Source organism: Roseibium sp., assembly GCF_965276855.1.
Taxonomy (GTDB): Bacteria; Pseudomonadota; Alphaproteobacteria; order Rhizobiales; family Stappiaceae; genus Roseibium.
Window position 1 is genome coordinate 3,086,179 of record NZ_OZ255700.1, and the last position, 16,994, is coordinate 3,103,172.

The window sequence follows — 16,994 nt, forward strand, 5'->3', positions numbered from 1 at the left end:
ATTAGTTCCCCTCCAGCCGGTTTTCAAACAGCGTTGACCGGCGCCCGCGCAACACGATGTCGAACTTGTAGGCGATGGTGTCGAGGGGAATGGTGGCGTTGAGATCCAGCCGTGCGACCAGTTGATCAACCGCGTCCGGGTCCGGAATGGAGTTCACGATCGGGCATTTGGCGATCAGCGGGTCGCCTTCAAAGTAGCACTGCGTGATCAGGCGCTGGGCGAAAGCGGAACCGAAGATGGAGATATGGACATGGGCCGGCCGCCAGTTGTTGACCCAATTGCGCCAGGGATATGCGCCGGGCTTCACGGTTCTGAACGCGTAGTACCCGTTTTCGTCCGTTAGCGTGCGGCCACAGCCGCCGAAATTCGGGTCAATCGGCGCGAGATAGGTGTCCTTCTTGTGCCGGTAGCGGCCACCGGCATTGGCTTGCCAGATTTCGAGCAGTGTGTTCGGAACTGGCTTTGCATTCTCGTCAAGAACCCGTCCATGAAGGATGATACGCTCGCCAATGGGGCTTTCACCCGGTATTGCGTAGTTCGACAGGAGATCCTTGTCGATTGGGTCGATGTCGTTGTGTCCAAAGACGGGTCCGGTAATTTCGCTGACTGTCGTTTCCAGACTGATCATCGAATACTGAGGGGATCTGGAAACGCTGGTCTTGTAGTCCGGCGTCAGCGCGGGCGGCTGCCATTGCCGGTCACGCTGGTAATAGAGGCCTGGTTTCATTGTGGCGTTCCTCCCGGCCGGCGTTATTCGCCCGCCTCCTCCCGTTCCATGTTCGCGTAAGTGTCCTTGGCAATCTTGAGCGCCTGGTTGGCCCGCGGAACTCCAGCATAAATCGCGACATGCTGGAAGGCTTCCAGAACATCCTGCTTGCTAGCACCTGTCCGGGCCGTTGCCCGGATGTGCATGGCAATTTCCTCAAAATTCCCAAGAGCTGCCAATAGGGCCAGCGTCAACATGGAGCGCTCGCGCGGGCTGATGCCGCCAGATGCCCAGACCGTTCCCCAGGCCGCCTCGGTGATCAGTGTTTGAAAGGGCGCATCGAGATCCGTCTTGGATGCTTCGGCGCGATCAACATGGGTGTCGCCCAAAACGGAGCGGCGGACATCCAGACCCTGCTCATACCGGTCAGACATGAGCGCTCTCCTTCAAAAAATCCTGCAAATGGGCCGTAAAGACGTCGGCCTGCTCAACACAGGGCAGGTGACCGGCGGCTGCTATCTCGACAAACCGGCTGCCACGGATCAGGTCCGTGGTGGCCTTTACCTGTTCCGGAGGGCTGGCCAGATCCTCAGATCCGGCAATCCCCAAAACGGGAAGCGTCAATTCGGAGGTTGTCGCGGTGAGATCCGTTACGGCCAGGGCTTCACTGCAGCCGATATAACCCTCAGCTGGCGTCCGGCTCAGCATGTTACGCCAGGCAATGCATTCGTCAGAGTGCCGGAAAGGGCCGGAGAACCAGCGGTCCAGAACAGCGTCGGCGATACTTTCGACACCGCCTTTGCGGACTACGGCAATCCGGGTCTGCCACATGTCTTCTGTGCCCATTTTTGCCGCTGTGCAGGCCAGAACAAGACTCGTCATGCGATCCGGCTGGCGATGGGCCAGCAGTTGTCCAATCATCCCACCGATGGAAAGACCGACCAGCGAGAACTGAGATAAGCCGATATGGCCGAGCAATTCCTCCAGATCTACGACCAGATCCGTTATGGAGTAAACATCAGAGGGGCAGGAGGAGAGGCCGTGGCCGCGCTTGTCGAAGCGGATGTAGCGGAAGCCTTCTTCGGGAAGACGCTCGATGATCTTGTCCCAGAGCCGCAAATCGGTGCCGAGGGAATTTGCAAACACGACGGGCGTGCCGGCCGGGTCGCCGTCTTCGCGCCAGTGAATGTCCGCATTTGTGAGGCGTGCGATGTGCATCAGTAGGGCAGTCCCACATAGTTTTCGGCAAACCACTTTTGGGCGGTCGGATTGTAATGCAGAGATTCAATTTCGGCCCGCTGCATTTTCAGATCAAACTCGGATTGATCCGGGAACCGGTGCAGCAGATTGGTGGTCGCCCAGCTGAACCGCTCCGCCTTCCAGACCCGCGCCAGCGCCGTTTCCGAGTAGGTGTCGATGCCGGTGCTGTCCTTGTCGAGGTAATAGGCTGAAAGCGCGCGGTAGAGATAGTGAACATCTGACGCAGCAGTGTTGAGGCCCTTTGCCCCAGTCGGAGGCACGATGTGCGCAGCATCGCCGCAGAGGAACAATCGGCCCCAGCGCATCGGCTCACTCACGAAGGAGCGCAAAGGCGCGATTGATTTTTCAATCGACGGCCCAGTGACGAGCTTTTCCGCAATGTCTTCCGGTAGGCGGCGTTTGAGTTCTTCCCAGAACGCCTCATCGCTCCAGTCCTCGACCTTGTCGCTGAGCTCGCATTGGACGTAATAGCGGGACAGGTTTTCATTGCGCATGGAGCAGAGTGCAAATCCGCGGGTGGAGTTGGCGTAGATCAGCTCTTCGTGCACGGGCGGCGTTTCGGACAGGATACCCAGCCAGCCGAACGGAAAGACCTTCTCATAGTCTTTGCGGACAGTATCCGGAATGGTTTTCCGGCTGACTCCATGAAAGCCGTCGCACCCTGCCACGAAATCGCAGTCGATCCGGTGCTCGCTGCCATTCTTCATGTAAGTGACGTATGGTGCGTCCGTATCGGCGTCGTGGATTGCGGCACCCTCTGCTTCGAATATGGTCTTTGCACCAGAAGTTTCGCGGGCTTCATAGAGGTCGCGTGTCACCTCTGTTTGGCCGTATACGATGACGTTCTTGCCGATCAGGTCCTCGAAGTTGATCGAGAACATCTCGTTTTCATAGGAAATGCAGGTGCCTGTATGGACAAAACGCTCCTTGTCCATGCGCTCGGAAACGCCGGCTTCGCGCATCAGTTCAACCAGACCCGTTTCCAGAATACCGGCCCGGATCCGCGCAAGCACATAATCCTTGGTCCTGCGCTCCAGAACGACCGCGTCGATCCCCTTCAGGTGCAAAAGTTGCCCCAGTAGGAGCCCGGAGGGACCTCCTCCAACAATGACAACTTGAGTACGCATCTAGACCTCCCCGCGTTTTTGAGCATATTGTTTATCTGAAATGGTGAAGTAAAATGACAAATTAGGTCATTTGATTTCCAAAATGGGTAAGTAAATGATCGATCGGCGGATAAAATTCCGGCACATCCAATGTTTTGTCGAGATTGCGCAGGAACGCAGTCTGAAGCTCGCTGCCGACAAGCTGAACCTTACTCAACCGGCCATATCCAAGACCCTCAAGGAATTGGAGGAAACGATTGGCGCGACACTGATGACCCGCAGCCGCGCCGGCATATCGTTGACGCCGCAAGGCAAGATGTTCCTGCATTTTGCCCAAATTTCCCTAGCCAGCCTCCAGCAGGGGCTGGACGGTGTGGTCAACGCCGGTGAGGAAGCGCGGGCCACTTTGACCGTTGGAGCTTTGCCGAGTGTTTCGGGAAGCTTCTTGCCCGCTGCCATCCGTGAATTCCGGGATCTGGCGCCAACGGTTATGCTGAAGATCCTGGATGGTCCGCATGGATATCTCATCGAGCGGTTGCGGCTGGGTGAAATCGATCTGGTGATTGGCCGCCTCGGACGCCCGGTCACCATGGAAGGAGTTTCGTTCACGCAGCTTTATTCTGAGCGGGTCGAGTTCGTTGTCCGGGCTGGTCATCCGCTCCTGGAGGCGCCGGACATAAAACGTATTGTCGACTGGCCGGTGCTCTATCCGCCGGAAGGGTCGGCCATCCGCCCTTTGGTTGAGCGGTATCTGATCGCCAACGGCGTGGCGGAAATTCCGAACCGGATCGAAACCGTGTCCGGCGCATTCGGTCGTATTTATACGCGTCAGTCGGATGCTGTCTGGATTATTTCTTCCGGTGTGGTGCGCAATGAAACGGCTGATGGCGATTTGATCCGCTTACCCTTCGAAAGCGACATCACCAAAGGGCCGATCGGGTTGATGACGCGCCCCGATGCCCAGCCGAGCCCGGCCGAGCAGGTGTTCCGGCTGGCTGTTCAGACCGCCATTGAAGACTTGGAACTTTCCTCATGAGCAAGACTGCGACGACTTCTGCCAATAGCAATACTTCGCCTTCCAAAAGTGCGACAGAAGGTGTTGTATCCATCACATCCGGAGGGGCTCTGCTCAGCCGGATGAAGGCGATCGGCATTGACTATATTTTTGCAAATTCCGGAACGGATTTCCCGCCCGTGATCGAAGGTCTCGCCGAGGCTGATGCCAAGAACATCGATCTACCGGAAGCGATTGTCATCCCGCACGAAAGTGCGGCCATGGGCATGGCGCATGGTTATTACCTCGGTACCGGCAAAACAGCTGCAGTGATGGCGCATACGAATGTTGGTCTCGCCAACTGCGCGATTGGCGCGATCAACGCTTCCATCGAAAATATACCAATGATGCTCTTCTCCGGGAGAACCCCGACCACGGAACAAGGGCGGTTCGGATCGCGAACCGTTCCGATCGGCTGGGGACAGGAAATGCGCGATCAAACCGCTCTGGTGCGTGAAGCCTGCAAATGGGACTATGAGCTGCGCTTTCCCGAGCAGGCTGTCGAAACGGTTGACCGGGCGAAAGCGCTTGCCGAGACAACACCGCGCGGTCCGGTCTATGTGAGCTTGCCGCGCGAGGTCCTATGTGAGCCTTGCCCGGCAGACCAATTGGGCTCGCCGGCGATTATGGTCGCGCCGCAGCCGGGTATCGACCAAGGCGCCATTGCACGGGCAGCCGAACTTATTTCCCAAGCTGACAATCCAGTGATTTTCGCACAGCGCGGAGCCGGTGGCGCCGATGGCTTTGCAGCTCTTGCCGGGATGGCGGAGCGATGGGGCATGCCTGTCTGCCAATACTGGTCTGTGCGGCTTGCGATGGATCTCGATCATCCGATGGCTGCAGGCAACGATCCGGCAGTTCTTCTGGAAACCGCAGATGTCGTTCTCGTTATCGACAGTCTGGCTCCCTGGGCACCGGACAAACACAAGCTGAAGCCCGGATGCAAAGTCATACACCTTGGCCAGGACCCGCTCTTCAGCAAAGTGCCTGTGCGCAATTTCCAATGTGATCTGGCAATCGCATCGGACGTGCAGCCGGGAATCGTCGCTTTGAAGGCAGCTTTGGATGAGCTTGAACTGTGCGAAAAAGCAGCACCGAGACGAGCTCAATGGGCTGCGCGCAACAAAGCAAACCAGCAAGCTGTCTTGGCATCGGCTGAAGCCGATGGAGCGCGGGGCATCACCAAGAATTTGGTCAGTCTGTGCCTGTCCCGCGTATTGGGGGATCGTGAAGCGTCGGTGCTTTCAGAACTCGGCTGCCCTCCTGCGCCGATGAGTTTAAACCACTGGCAGGCCTGGTATCAGGAGCCCCATGCGGGCGGGCTCGGCTGGTGTTTTCCAGCCGCTCTTGGCATGAAGCTCGGCGCACCGGATCGCACCATTGTAGCGACCATGGGAGACGGGTCGTACATGTTTTCCAACCCGGTGGTCTGTCATCAAATTGCCGAAGCTCTCGACCTGCCGATCCTTGTGATCGTTTTGAACAATGCAGAGTGGGGTGCGGTGCGCCAGTCTGTACTGGATCATTATCCGGAGGGCTATGCGGCCCGAAGCAACAGGATGCCTTTGACCCAATTGTCGCCGGTGCCGGACTTTACGCATGTTGCCAAGGCCAGCCGCGCCTACGCTGCTCGTGTCGAGCAGGGGGGAGGCCTAGAAGAAGCGTTACGTAATGCGCTTGTGCATGTAGAACAAAAGAGGCAGCTAGCACTCTTGGACATCTCTGTAATGAGATAAACTTCGACTATTAGTTTGGCGTTAACCACGTTATTCCGATGGCGTATGAATAATCGAATTTTATCCTAACAATCGGATGATTTATTCTAAAATTAAGTTTGATGGTAACTTCTTCTATAGGACTTTTTGGGTATCAGTATTTGATTGGTTTTGAATTGGCGACATGCCTGTCTATGAGGGAAGTCTGCGTTGATACACAAAATGATCCGTGTCCTGATAGCGGACGACAGCGCCATAGCACGGGAAATCGTTGCAGAGGGTATTCAGCTCCATCGGGGCGAACGTTACATCGAAATCGAGACTGTTGATAATGGCCGGGCTGCCTTGGCGTATCTTCAGAAAAAGAAAGTCGATATCGCCTTCATTGATATTCACATGCCGGGGTTGAATGGCCCGGAAGTGGTCTCTGCAATGAAAGAAACGCAGTCAAACGAGTGTTTGACCGTCGCCATGTCCAGCAGTCTGGATGACCGTGCTGAAACAGTTCTCAAGAAGTTCGGTGCCTACCATTTTCTTCAAAAGCCATTCCAGCCGGGTGACGTTGGCGAAATCGTGGCAACGTTCCGCGTGATGACCCGGTCCTATCCGATACTTGTCGTGGATGATTCCGGGACCATGCGGAAACTGGCTCGGAAGGTTTTGGAAAGCAGCCGGTTTGAATTTGAAATCTCTGAAGCAGACAGTGCAGATGCCGCTTTGAAGGCGCTTGCGCGCGGCAAGTTTGAGCTCATTCTGACCGATTTTCACATGCCGGGGGTCGATGGCTTGGAACTGGCGGGCTCTATCCGGGATTTGTCCAGCAAGATTGGGATCTACATGATGTCAACAAACGACACGACTTATCTCGAACGATCCGCGGCGTTCATCGGCATTACCGGCTTCTTGAAGAAGCCATTCACCCCTGCCGATATCGACACGATGATGCACGAATTTCTGGAAATAGATAAACCGAAATTCGGAAAAGTGCGGGACATGTTCAGCTTCATGGAGCGGGAGCGGAAGGCTTCGTAGGCAAGCCCGGACACTGTTCCGGTCTCGAACCAATCGTTTTGCCGGGATTATATTCAAATTTTCCCGGTATTATTTGCCCTTTTCCTACAATCATTTTGGATAGTTCTCAGCCTGCCTTGATTACAAGCTGCCAAGTCGATTCAATGTAAGAATCAAAACTCCAGCGGGTTTGTAGCGATTTCGCCCCGACATCAAGGAGCGCAGCGTGGGCAAGACGGCACGGCTAGAATATCTCCGGCGCATCCTTCCCTTGTGCCTGGCAGTGCTGGGCATCGCGGGTTGGTTTTACTTCATGACGCTGCTCAGCAGCATCATGTGCCTGGTTGCCGCGGCTGCGATTTATCTTGCGCCGCCGCGCCCGCAGCCAGCATCCGGAGCGATCCGGCCAGAGTCGCGCCCGTCTGTTCTGACGCTGGATCTCATTGGTTTTGGGTTCGGGCTGTTTTTTCTGCCACCTGCAGTCCTCGGTCTCGCCTCGGCAACAGGGGCCTTGGCTGCCCTGGCTCTGCTTTGCTTGCTTCCGGCCAGCTTGTCTCTCGTTTTCTTCACCGTTGCCGTGCGCCAGGAAACGTCCTGGGTCCGGTTCTTCGGAAATGGTTTCGAGTTCACGCAATTCGGATTGCGGGTCCGTGTGCCCTATACAGCTCTTGAAAAGGTCAGCGTGAAGCAGTGGCATGCGTCCGGCCCGGTTGCATGGTTCCAGTCGACGGTCGGTTCCAGTGGCCGGAAAAAAGCCGTGCTCCTGAACGGTCAGGAAACAACCAAAACACTGGTCTTCCGGCGTGATGACGGGGCGACATTTACGATCTCATCAGAACTCATTCCGGATCTTCAACGGGTTCTGATAGGAATGGACCGTGCCGAAGTGGATCTGCCGGAGGGCATCAGCGAGTGGCAACGCAAGAAGATCCGGCGGCGGCGGGAAAAAATGTACCGCGTTGAGCAGCCTGCACCAAAATCCGAGCAACTTGATGTCGCCCGGATCGCAGCTTTGATCGAACACGCCCGCCGGAATGCGTGACGCTTGCGAACCCTAGTGGGTCCAGGCCGGTTTTCGCTTCTCAAAAAACGCTGACGTGCCCTCGTTGGCGTCCGGGGTTTCCCACGTATCAGCCAACCTCCGGATAGTGTCGTCGATGACGGCATCTGTAATGACCGGCCCAAGCGAGCGGGCCAGGGCCTTGGAGGCTGCAACCGCTGCCGGAGCGGCGCTCAAATAAGGTTTGATTTCCTTCTCAATGGCCGCATCGAGGTCATCGGCGCTCACCACCTTGGCGGCGAGATCAAGATCCCGGGCTTCTTCCGCACCGAAAATGCGCGCGGACATGAACACCCGGCGCGCCTTGCCTTCGCCCATCCGGGCCAGGACGTAGGGGCTGATGGTCGCCGGTATTAGGCCAAGCCGAACCTCGGTCAGGCCGAACTTCGCAGTTTCGACGGCAACGACAGTATCGCAGATGCTCATCATGCCGATGCCGCCGCCGAAGGCCTGTCCCTGGACCCGGCCAATCACAGGTTTTGGCAGTTCATTCAGTGCCTTCAGCATCATGGCGAGTTTGCGGGCTTCGGCCATGCGTGTGCCGCGGTCAGCCGCCATCTGCTCGCGCATCCATGCAAGATCGCCCCCGGCGCAAAAACTTTCACCTGCGCCTGTCAGGACAACGACACGAACCGAGCCATCAGACCCGAGTTGGTCTGCAGCTGCAGAGAGCTCATCGATCATTTTAGCCGACAGCGAGTTGTGCTTTTCCGGACGGTTCAAGGTCAGCGTGGCAACGCCGCGGTCATCCGTTTCAATCGTGATCGTCTCAAAACTCATGCGGTGTCACTCCGAAGGGATTTTGCGAATTCGGCAAGCTCGGCCAATTTTTCAAGTCTCAAACCGGTCTCAAAACCGCGGCGCTGCATGAGCTCCGCAACAGCTTCTGTCGCGACGTTGCCCTTGGCACCGGGGGCATAGGGACAGCCCCCCAGCCCGCCAATGGTGCTGTCGAACGTGCGCAGGCCTTTCTCAAGGCTGACCTCGATGTTTTCCAGCGCCCGGCCTTTGGTGTCGTGATAATGCCCGGCGACCTTTTCCGCCGGAACCACATCCAGAACGGCGTCGAGCATCCGGCCGATGGTTTCCGGCGTGCCGGCACCGATGGTGTCGCCAAGGGAAATCTCGTAGCAGCCAAGCTCGTATTGTATCTTTGCGACTTCGGCGACCTTTTCGGGCGGCGTGGGGCCGTCATAAGGGCAATCGGTGACGCAGGAGACATAGCCGCGCACCGGCATTTCGTCCTGACGGGCTTTTTCCAGCAGTGGCTTGAAACGTTCGATGCTTTCTGCGACCGAGCAGTTGATGTTCTTCTTTGAAAAGCCTTCAGATGCCGAGCCGAAGATTGCCACCTCGTCCGCAGAGACCTTCAGAGCGGCCGTGTAGCCTTTGACGTTCGGTGTCAGAACCGTATAGACGACAGCCGGATGGCGATAGATCCCTTCCATGACCTCTTGCGCATCGGCCATTTGTGGCACCCATTTGGGGCTGACAAAGCTGGTGACTTCGATCTTGCGAAACCCGCATTCTGAAAGACGGTCGACAAGCGCAATTTTGTCTTCCGTCGGGACAAACCGCTTTTCGTTTTGAAGCCCGTCGCGTGGACCCATTTCGAAGATGGTGACAAACTCGGACATGAGCGCTTTTTCCTTAATCAATCTCAGCCGCGCGGGCGCGGAGCTCACGCCGGATGACCTTGCCGGTGGTGGTCATCGGTAGAGCGTCAACGAACTCGATTTCACGCGGATATTCATGGGCGGCCAGCCGGATCTTGACGAAGTCGGCGATCTCCTTGGCCAAGGCATCGGACGGTTCGACATCCTGCTTCAGGATGATGTAGGCCTTGACGATCTCGGTGCGCTGGGCATCGGGTTTCCCGATGACACCGGCCATCGCAACAGCGGGGTGCTTGATCAGGCAGTCTTCGATCTCGCCGGGCCCGATCCGGTAGCCGGAGGAAGTAATGACATCATCGTCCCGGCCCACGAAACGGATCCAGCCGTCCCCATCCATCTCGCCCGTGTCCCCCGTCAGCAGCCAGTCACCGGCGAACTTCTTCTGCGTGGCGGCCTCGTTGTTCCAGTACTTCAAAAACATGACTGGGTCGGGCCGTTTGACGGCGATATTGCCGAAGGTACCGGAGGGCAGAACCTCACCAGCATCACTGACGATAGCCAGCTCGTGACCCGGAACCGTCTTGCCCATGATGCCGGGACGTGCGTTCATGATTTCAGAGCAGTTTGAAACGATCATGTTGCATTCGGTCTGGCCGTAGAACTCGTTGATTGTCCGGCCGAAGGTTTTGCGGCCCCAGTCAATGAGCTCGGCACCGAGGGTTTCGCCGCCGGAGGCGACGGTTCGCAAATTCAATTGCCAGCGGTCTTCCGGGGCATCGAGCTGGCGCATCATCTTCAACGCCGTTGGTGGGATGAAAGCGTTGCGGATGTTTTGGTCTTGTAGCAGCTGGAAGGCCGCTTCCGCAGTGAACTTCTTGAAACGGCAGGCGACCACCGGCACGCCAAGATAAAGCGCCGGCATCAGCACGTCCAGCAGGCCGCCAATCCAGGCCCAGTCCGCAGGTGTCCAGATCCGGTCCTCAGGCTGACCCAGAAAGTCATGGCTCATCTCAACGCCGGGGAGGTGCCCAAGCAAAACCCGGTGCCCGTGGAGTGCGCCCTTTGGCTGCCCGGTCGTGCCGGAGGTGTAGATGATGATGGCCGGGTCGTCTGGCTGCGTATCGACGGGTTCGAACGTCTCTTCGTGGCCATCCATTGCGGCCCAAAGATCATCAGCGCCATGGTGCGCGCCATCTGCGCAAAAGACGGTTGTCAGCTCGGGCAAGCTGCCATGGATCTTTTCCAGTTTTGCCGCTCCACTTTCGTCCGTAATGACGGCCTTGGCACCAGAATCCTTGAGCCGGTATTCCAGGGCTTCTTCGCCAAAGAGGACGAACAGCGGGATTGAAATCCCGCCGAGTTTCAGTGCTGCGATATGAGCAAAGGCTGTTTCCGGGCGTTGCGGCATCAAGATGCCGATCCGGTCACCCTGCTGAATACCCCGGCTCTTCAGAAGGTTGGCCAGCTGATTGGAAAGCCGTTTCAACGCGCCATAGGAATAGCTGTGAGCGGGTTGGCCTTCTTCGGCATAGACCAGAGCTTCGCGGCGCGGTTCCTTGTCGGCCCAGGCGTCACAAATCGCGACACCGATGTTGAACCGCTCCGGGATCTGCCACGAAAACCTCTCGGTCAGCTCCTTGTAGGTTTTTGCCTCAGGCAGCAGCATTGGTTTCCTCCGCCAGAACCAGAAGGATCGTTCCGTCGGTCACTTGTTCACCCTCATTGACCATCACTTCACCAATGACCCCATCGCGCGGGGCTTTCAGCGTGTGTTCCATTTTCATGGCTTCCAGAATGATCAAGGGCTGATCCTTGGTGACCGCATCGCCGGCCTTGGCGTTCAGCATTTTCACAAGGCCCGGCATTGGGGCAATCAGCTGATCGCCCGCACCGGCAGCTTCCTCATCAGAGCTCAGCGCGTCCGGCAGTCCAACCTTGAAGGCATGGCCGGACATGAAGACCGTGAGCCCTTTGCCATCGTGAACCACGGAACCGGAAGCCCGGTGGCCGTTGCTGTCATAGGTGATGGTGCTGTCATCCACCTGAACCAGAGTGAAATCTTTCGGACCGCTGCTGAGCTGCACGGTGAACTTGTTTTGACCTTGAGCGTGAACTTCAACATCCCTGCGCTCACCGGCAATTTCAAGAAGCGCGAACTGGCGGGAGGCACTCCAAATTCGCCATCCTGCAAGTGTGTCGAACGGATCGTTGCCCTCGGCTGGGCGGGTGAGGCCAAGCGCGGTCAGTGCAGCAAGCGCGATTGCGTCTTCCGGCATCTCCGGCTCGGCGATCAGGCTTTCCAGATCGCGGTCGATCAGGCCGGTGTCGACGTCCCCGTTGGCAAAGCCTTCGTGGCGGCAAAGCGCAGCCAGGAACCCGGCGTTGGTGACACAACCGGCAACTTCCGTCGCCTCCAGGCTGGCGAGCAACTTGCCAAGCGCGGCATCACGCGACGGACCGTGTACGATCACCTTCGCAATCATTGGATCATAGAAGGGGGAAATCTCGTCTCCTGCCCGGACACCGCTGTCGACGCGGGCCTGGGTTTCGGGAAGAACGAGGTGCTCCAGCGTACCAATCGCAGGCAAGAAGCCTTTCGGTGCATCTTCTGCATAAAGGCGGGCCTCAAAAGCCCAGCCGTTGATCGAGAGGTCTTCCTGCGCCTTCGGCAGAGGCTCTCCGGAGGCAACACGCAGCTGCCACTCGACGAGGTCCTGTCCCGTGATCAGCTCCGTTACCGGGTGCTCAACTTGCAGACGGGTGTTCATCTCCATGAAATAGAAGCGGTCGGCGCGCAGACCTTCGGAGACGTCAACGATGAACTCGATGGTGCCGGCACCGGAATAGTTGATCGCCTTGGCCGCCTTAACGGCCGCCTCACCCATGGCCGTGCGCATCTCTTCCGGCATGTCGGGAGCCGGAGCCTCCTCGATGACCTTCTGGTGACGCCTTTGCAGCGAGCAGTCGCGCTCAAACAGATGCACGGCATTGCCATGATTGTCGCCGAAGACCTGGATTTCGATGTGACGCGGTTTGGCGACATATTTTTCGATGAGGACCCGGCCGTCACCAAAGCTTGCCTCGCCTTCGCGCTGGGCGGACTTGAGCGCGGAGATAAAGTCTTCCGCCCGTTCAACCTTGCGCATGCCTTTGCCGCCGCCGCCAGCGCGCGCCTTGATCAGAACCGGATAGCCGATCTTGCCGGCCTGGATCTGCAGGAACCCGGGGTCCTGGGTCTCTCGGTGGTAGCCCGGCACGACCGGAACGCCAGCCTTTTCCATCAGTGCCTTGGCGGCGTCTTTCAGGCCCATGGCGCGGATGGCATCTGCGCTCGGGCCGATGAAGGTGATCCCGGCCGCGTCCAGCGCGTCAACGAAGTCTGGGTTTTCCGACAGGAAGCCGTATCCCGGGTGGACCGCCTCTGCGCCGCTTTGTTTGCAGACGTCGATGATCTTGGCGATCTGCAGATAGCTCTCGGAGACAGGAGCCGGGCCGATGCGGTACGCTTCGTCGGCCATCGCAACGTGTTTGGCGTTTGCATCGGCGTCGGAATAGACAGCCACGGTTTTAACGCCGAGTTCGCGGGCTGTTTCCATAACCCGGCAGGCGATTTCACCACGGTTGGCAATGAGGATTTTCTTAAACATTGTCAGATGCCTTCCGTCTTAAGGTCTTCAACCACTTTGAATCGTTCGCACACGAGCATCATTTCCGGATCAAAGCCGCCATTGCGCTCGAAATAGCTCTGGTGGTCTTTTTGCCAGCCTTCGAGTGTGTTGTTCTCACCTTCTGCAAGTGCAAAGTCCGCCAACACATCGCAAAAACGGGTTTGGGTCAGTTCGAGCGTTTCAACGACGAGGGCCGGAGACCCGTCCCAGTTGAGAACGATATCCGTGCGTCCGACTTCGGGCATCGCTTCGCCGCCGTCTGCAAAGTCGCGCAAAGCACCGCACGTCGCGGTCTTTTTACCTGCGCGGACCAAGCCGATCAGAAAACTGCTGAGTTCGGGTCCGTCGCCGAACTTGAAGGTTTCTGCCCCCGGATATTTCTTTTTGAGTTCTTCCAAGGTCATCACATCACATCCGGAACAGGCCAAATTTGGTGTCTTCGATCGGGGCGTTCAGGGACGCCGACAAAGAAAGACCCAGAATGTCGCGGGTTTTGCGTGGGTCTATGATGCCATCGTCCCAAAGCCGGGCTGACGCATAGAGCGGGTGACCCTGTTCCTCGAACTGGTTGATGATCGGCTGTTTGAATTCGGCTTCGTCTTCCTTGGACCAGCTGCCGCCCTTGCGCTCGATACCGTCGCGGCGAACGGTTGCCAGAACACCAGCGGCCTGCTCCCCACCCATGACGGAGATGCGCGAGTTGGGCCAGGTCCACAGGAACCGCGGCGAGTAGGCCCGGCCACACATGCCGTAGTTGCCGGCGCCAAAAGATCCGCCGACCAGCATGGTGATTTTCGGAACCTTCGTCGTGGCAACGGCGGTCACCAGCTTGGCGCCATCCTTCGCGATCCCGCCGCTTTCGTATTTCTGGCCGACCATGAAGCCGGTGATGTTCTGCAGGAATACCAGAGGCACCTTGCGCTGGGAGCAGAGTTCGACGAAATGCGCGCCCTTGACGGCGCTTTCGGAGAAGAGAACACCGTTGTTGGCGATGATGCCAACCGGCATGCCGTGAATATGGGCAAAGCCGCAGACCAGCGTTGTGCCGTAGCGGGCCTTGAACTCGTCAAACCTTGAGCCGTCGACCACGCGTGCAATGACTTCGCGAATGTCGTAGGGGGTCTTCAAATCCGCCGGGACGACGCCGAGAATTTCCTCCGGATCGTAGAGCGGATCTTCCGGTGTCTGCAGGGCAAGCTGCGAGGCCTTGGTACGGTTCAGGCTGGCGATGGACCGGCGAGCAATGGCAAGCGCATGGGCGTCATCGCGGGCAAGGTGATCGGCAACGCCGGACAGGCGGGTATGGACGTCACCGCCGCCAAGGTCCTCCGCGGACACTTCTTCCCCGGTGGCCGCTTTCACCAGTGGCGGACCGGCAAGGAAAATGGTGCCCTGGTTCTTGACGATAATGGTCTCGTCCGACATGGCCGGAACATAGGCACCGCCAGCCGTGCAGGAGCCCATCACGACCGCGATCTGGGCAATGCCTTTCGCCGACATGTTGGCCTGGTTGAAGAAGATCCGGCCGAAATGGTCACGGTCCGGAAAGACCTCGTCCTGATTGGGCAGGTTGGCACCGCCGCTGTCGACCAGATAGACGCATGGCAGGTTGTTCTGCTCGGCGATTTCCTGGGCGCGCAGGTGCTTCTTGACCGACAGCGGATAGTAGGTGCCGCCTTTGACGGTCGCGTCATTGGCCAGGATCATGACGTCCTGTCCTTCGACCCGGCCAATACCCGCAATCATGCCGGCCGACGGTGCTGCACCGTCATACATGTCGTGGGCGGCCAGCATGCCGACCTCCAGAAACGGCGAGCCCGGATCCAGCAAACGGGAGACACGTTCGCGCGGCAGGATCTTGCCACGGGAGACATGGCGTTCACGGGCGGTTTCCCCGCCGCCGTCCAGCGCTGTCTGTGCGGCGTCCTTGATTTGCGCCATGGCGTCTTCATGCGCGGCCTTGTTGGCGGTGAACTCGGCGCTCTTGGGCGAAAGGCTCGATTTGAGGATGCTCATGCCATCCGGTCTCCGGTGTCTGGATTGCCAGGATTATCGTTCGTTTCTGGGGTGATGCTTTTGCGCACCATGTTGAGGTAAAGCGTTTCGATCTCTTCTTTCGACAGATCGCCGCCGGGCCGGTACCAGGCCGGAATGCCGGTCAGCATGGCGATGATCGCACGTGTCGTCACTTTGGCGTTGTCGATGTGATAGCGGCCGCTTGCTGCGCCTTCGCTCAAGATCTCTGTCAGAATGGTTTCATAGCGCCGGCGCTCGGCCTCGACGATCGCGAAGTTCTCGGCGTCAAGGCTGCGCAACTCCATATAGGCGATGAAGACTTCATCTGCGCGTTCCAGGTGATACCGGATGTGAAATCGCACAAAGCGTTCGATCGGGTCGGTTTCATCCGGGAAATCTGCAGTGTCCCAAGCCGCCAGCAAGTCGGCCATGTGGCTCAGCATCAAGTCTTTCAAAATGTGCTGCTTGGTGGGGAAGTGATTGTAGAGCGCACCCGGCTGAACGCCGACCTGGGTTGCGATGTCCCGCATGGATACGGCTGCGTATCCTGACGCCGCAAAAAGCCGCAGGGCCGCTTTTCGAACCTTTTCTGCAGTTTCCAGGCCGCGTTGCCGCGGCTGCGGGCGTGCTGAAAGCGCCATTATGTCTCCTCCAATGCCGTCATATTAATGAACGTTCATTTATTTAGCAAGCGAATATCGAGGTGTGGACTTTGAGGGAGCGCATTGCGACGGTTCATTGACTGACGCTAGTGTCAAACTCCTGTCATGGATTTCGGGCTCTCAGTGCAGGTGAGACGCGTTTAAATTATGCATAAGGAACAGTCGGATGAGTGAGGACGCCAAGACCTGGGTGGAAAACGAGTGGGCCGACAGCATGGATGAAGAACTCGAGATGGAAATCGATGATTTCCTGATCGCCAAGGATCTTCAGTACATTGCTGACAAGAAGCACAAATCCCCCCTCGACCGGAAAACCTATTTCCACGAGCTGTTGATGCTCCAGGCAGAGCTGGTGAAACTGCAAGACTGGGTCCAGCACACGGGCGAAAAGATCGTCGTGATATTCGAAGGCCGGGATGCTGCTGGCAAAGGCGGTGTGATCAAGCGGATCATGCAGCGCCTTAATCCGCGGGTGGCTCGTGTCGTTGCCTTGCCCGCACCGTCAGACCGCGAAAAGAGCCAGTGGTACTTCCAGCGTTATGTGCCGCATCTGCCGGCGGCTGGTGAGATGGTGCTGTTCGATCGCTCCTGGTACAACCGGTCAGGCGTTGAACGCGTGATGGGGTTTGCGTCCGAAGATCAGGTCGAGGAATTTTTCAACGACGTGCCGGAATTTGAGCGCATGCTGGTCCGCTCCGGCATCCGGTTGATCAAATACTGGTTCTCCATCACCGATGAAGAGCAGCAGCTGCGCTTTTTGATGCGCATTCATGATCCGTTGAAGCAGTGGAAGCTGTCGCCGATGGATCTTGAATCCCGCGTGCGTTGGGAAGACTATACCAAGGCCAAGGAAGAGACGTTCGAGCGGACCAACATTCCTGAAGCGCCGTGGTTCATCGTGGAAGGAAATGACAAAAAGCAGGCCCGCCTCAACTGCATCAGCCATCTCTTGTCGATGCTGCCGTACGAAGACGTGCCGCATGATCCAATCACCCTGCCGGAACGCCGGTTTAACCCGGATTACGAGCGCAAAGTTCTTCCGGAACACCTTTACGTTCCTGATAAATACTGATTGTTTTGGTGGAAGAAATTGGCAATCCCGGCCATTGGCCGGGATTTT

At 57.7% G+C, this 16,994-nt stretch carries 16 protein-coding genes; 5 read left to right on the plus strand and 11 right to left on the minus strand.

The window, feature by feature from the left end; all coding sequences use genetic code 11:
* Window position 1: 1 nt before the first annotated feature.
* From pcaH to pobA, 4 genes are read right to left on the minus strand one after another with little or no spacing between them, the layout of a single operon-like run.
* Window positions 2-727 (minus strand): protocatechuate 3,4-dioxygenase subunit beta, encoded by a 726-nt coding sequence (gene pcaH / locus ACQY4Z_RS14310; protein WP_428522320.1) that lies wholly within the window; start codon window positions 725-727, stop codon window positions 2-4.
* 23 nt (window positions 728-750) lie between these two features.
* Window positions 751-1,140, minus strand: a complete 390-nt coding sequence (gene pcaC, locus ACQY4Z_RS14315) for a 4-carboxymuconolactone decarboxylase (protein ID WP_428522322.1) — start codon at window positions 1,138-1,140, stop codon at window positions 751-753.
* Entirely contained in the window at window positions 1,133-1,924 is a 792-nt protein-coding gene (pcaD, locus tag ACQY4Z_RS14320) for a 3-oxoadipate enol-lactonase (RefSeq protein ID WP_428522324.1), read from the minus strand. The genes pcaC and pcaD overlap by 8 nt, the downstream gene beginning before the upstream one ends.
* Window positions 1,924-3,093 carry a 4-hydroxybenzoate 3-monooxygenase gene (gene pobA / locus ACQY4Z_RS14325; RefSeq protein WP_428522326.1) on the minus strand — a complete coding sequence of 390 codons (1,170 nt, stop codon included), beginning with the start codon at window positions 3,091-3,093 and terminating at the stop codon, window positions 1,924-1,926. Before pobA ends, pcaD begins: the two co-directional genes overlap by 1 nt.
* A 94-nt stretch (window positions 3,094-3,187) precedes the next feature.
* On the opposite strand from pobA, the gene pcaQ reads away from it, so the two are divergent.
* From pcaQ to ACQY4Z_RS14345, 4 genes are all read left to right on the plus strand, one after another.
* Window positions 3,188-4,108, plus strand: a complete 921-nt coding sequence (gene pcaQ / locus ACQY4Z_RS14330; RefSeq protein WP_420339637.1) for a pca operon transcription factor PcaQ — start codon at window positions 3,188-3,190, stop codon at window positions 4,106-4,108.
* On the plus strand, window positions 4,105-5,862 hold the full coding sequence (locus ACQY4Z_RS14335) for a thiamine pyrophosphate-requiring protein (protein ID WP_428522328.1): 1,758 nt from the start codon (window positions 4,105-4,107) through the stop codon (window positions 5,860-5,862). Before pcaQ ends, ACQY4Z_RS14335 begins: the two co-directional genes overlap by 4 nt.
* Before the next feature lie 201 nt (window positions 5,863-6,063).
* Window positions 6,064-6,873: a response regulator gene (locus tag ACQY4Z_RS14340; RefSeq protein WP_428522330.1), complete on the plus strand. Its 810-nt coding sequence runs from the start codon at window positions 6,064-6,066 to the stop codon at window positions 6,871-6,873.
* A 205-nt stretch (window positions 6,874-7,078) separates the two neighbouring features.
* A complete protein-coding gene (locus ACQY4Z_RS14345; RefSeq protein WP_428522332.1) occupies window positions 7,079-7,894 on the plus strand; it encodes a hypothetical protein in 816 nt (271 codons plus the stop codon).
* A gap of 12 nt (window positions 7,895-7,906) precedes the next feature.
* Here ACQY4Z_RS14345 and ACQY4Z_RS14350 read toward each other — a convergent pair whose 3' ends face one another.
* The 7 genes from ACQY4Z_RS14350 to ACQY4Z_RS14380 are packed head-to-tail and all read right to left on the minus strand — an operon-like array spanning window position 7,907 to window position 15,853.
* On the minus strand, window positions 7,907-8,692 hold the full coding sequence (locus ACQY4Z_RS14350; protein ID WP_428522334.1) for a crotonase/enoyl-CoA hydratase family protein: 786 nt from the start codon (window positions 8,690-8,692) through the stop codon (window positions 7,907-7,909).
* Window positions 8,689-9,549: a hydroxymethylglutaryl-CoA lyase gene (locus tag ACQY4Z_RS14355; protein WP_428522336.1), complete on the minus strand. Its 861-nt coding sequence runs from the start codon at window positions 9,547-9,549 to the stop codon at window positions 8,689-8,691. Before ACQY4Z_RS14355 ends, ACQY4Z_RS14350 begins: the two co-directional genes overlap by 4 nt.
* A 13-nt stretch (window positions 9,550-9,562) precedes the next feature.
* A complete protein-coding gene (locus tag ACQY4Z_RS14360) occupies window positions 9,563-11,194 on the minus strand; it encodes an AMP-binding protein (protein ID WP_428522338.1) in 1,632 nt (543 codons plus the stop codon).
* Window positions 11,181-13,175 (minus strand): acetyl/propionyl/methylcrotonyl-CoA carboxylase subunit alpha, encoded by a 1,995-nt coding sequence (locus ACQY4Z_RS14365; protein WP_428522340.1) that lies wholly within the window; start codon window positions 13,173-13,175, stop codon window positions 11,181-11,183. The genes ACQY4Z_RS14360 and ACQY4Z_RS14365 overlap by 14 nt, the downstream gene beginning before the upstream one ends.
* 2 nt (window positions 13,176-13,177) lie before the next feature.
* Entirely contained in the window at window positions 13,178-13,600 is a 423-nt protein-coding gene (locus tag ACQY4Z_RS14370; RefSeq protein ID WP_428522342.1) for an ASCH domain-containing protein, read from the minus strand.
* Window positions 13,601-13,604: 4 nt separating this feature from the next.
* On the minus strand, window positions 13,605-15,212 hold the full coding sequence (locus ACQY4Z_RS14375) for a carboxyl transferase domain-containing protein (RefSeq protein WP_428522344.1): 1,608 nt from the start codon (window positions 15,210-15,212) through the stop codon (window positions 13,605-13,607).
* Window positions 15,209-15,853: a TetR/AcrR family transcriptional regulator gene (locus tag ACQY4Z_RS14380; RefSeq protein WP_428522346.1), complete on the minus strand. Its 645-nt coding sequence runs from the start codon at window positions 15,851-15,853 to the stop codon at window positions 15,209-15,211. The genes ACQY4Z_RS14375 and ACQY4Z_RS14380 overlap by 4 nt, the downstream gene beginning before the upstream one ends.
* A gap of 187 nt (window positions 15,854-16,040) precedes the next feature.
* Between ACQY4Z_RS14380 and ppk2 the strand changes: the two genes are divergently transcribed.
* Window positions 16,041-16,946, plus strand: coding sequence for a polyphosphate kinase 2 (gene ppk2 / locus ACQY4Z_RS14385; RefSeq protein WP_306149619.1), 906 nt, complete (start codon window positions 16,041-16,043; stop codon window positions 16,944-16,946).
* Window positions 16,947-16,994 lie beyond the last annotated feature (48 nt).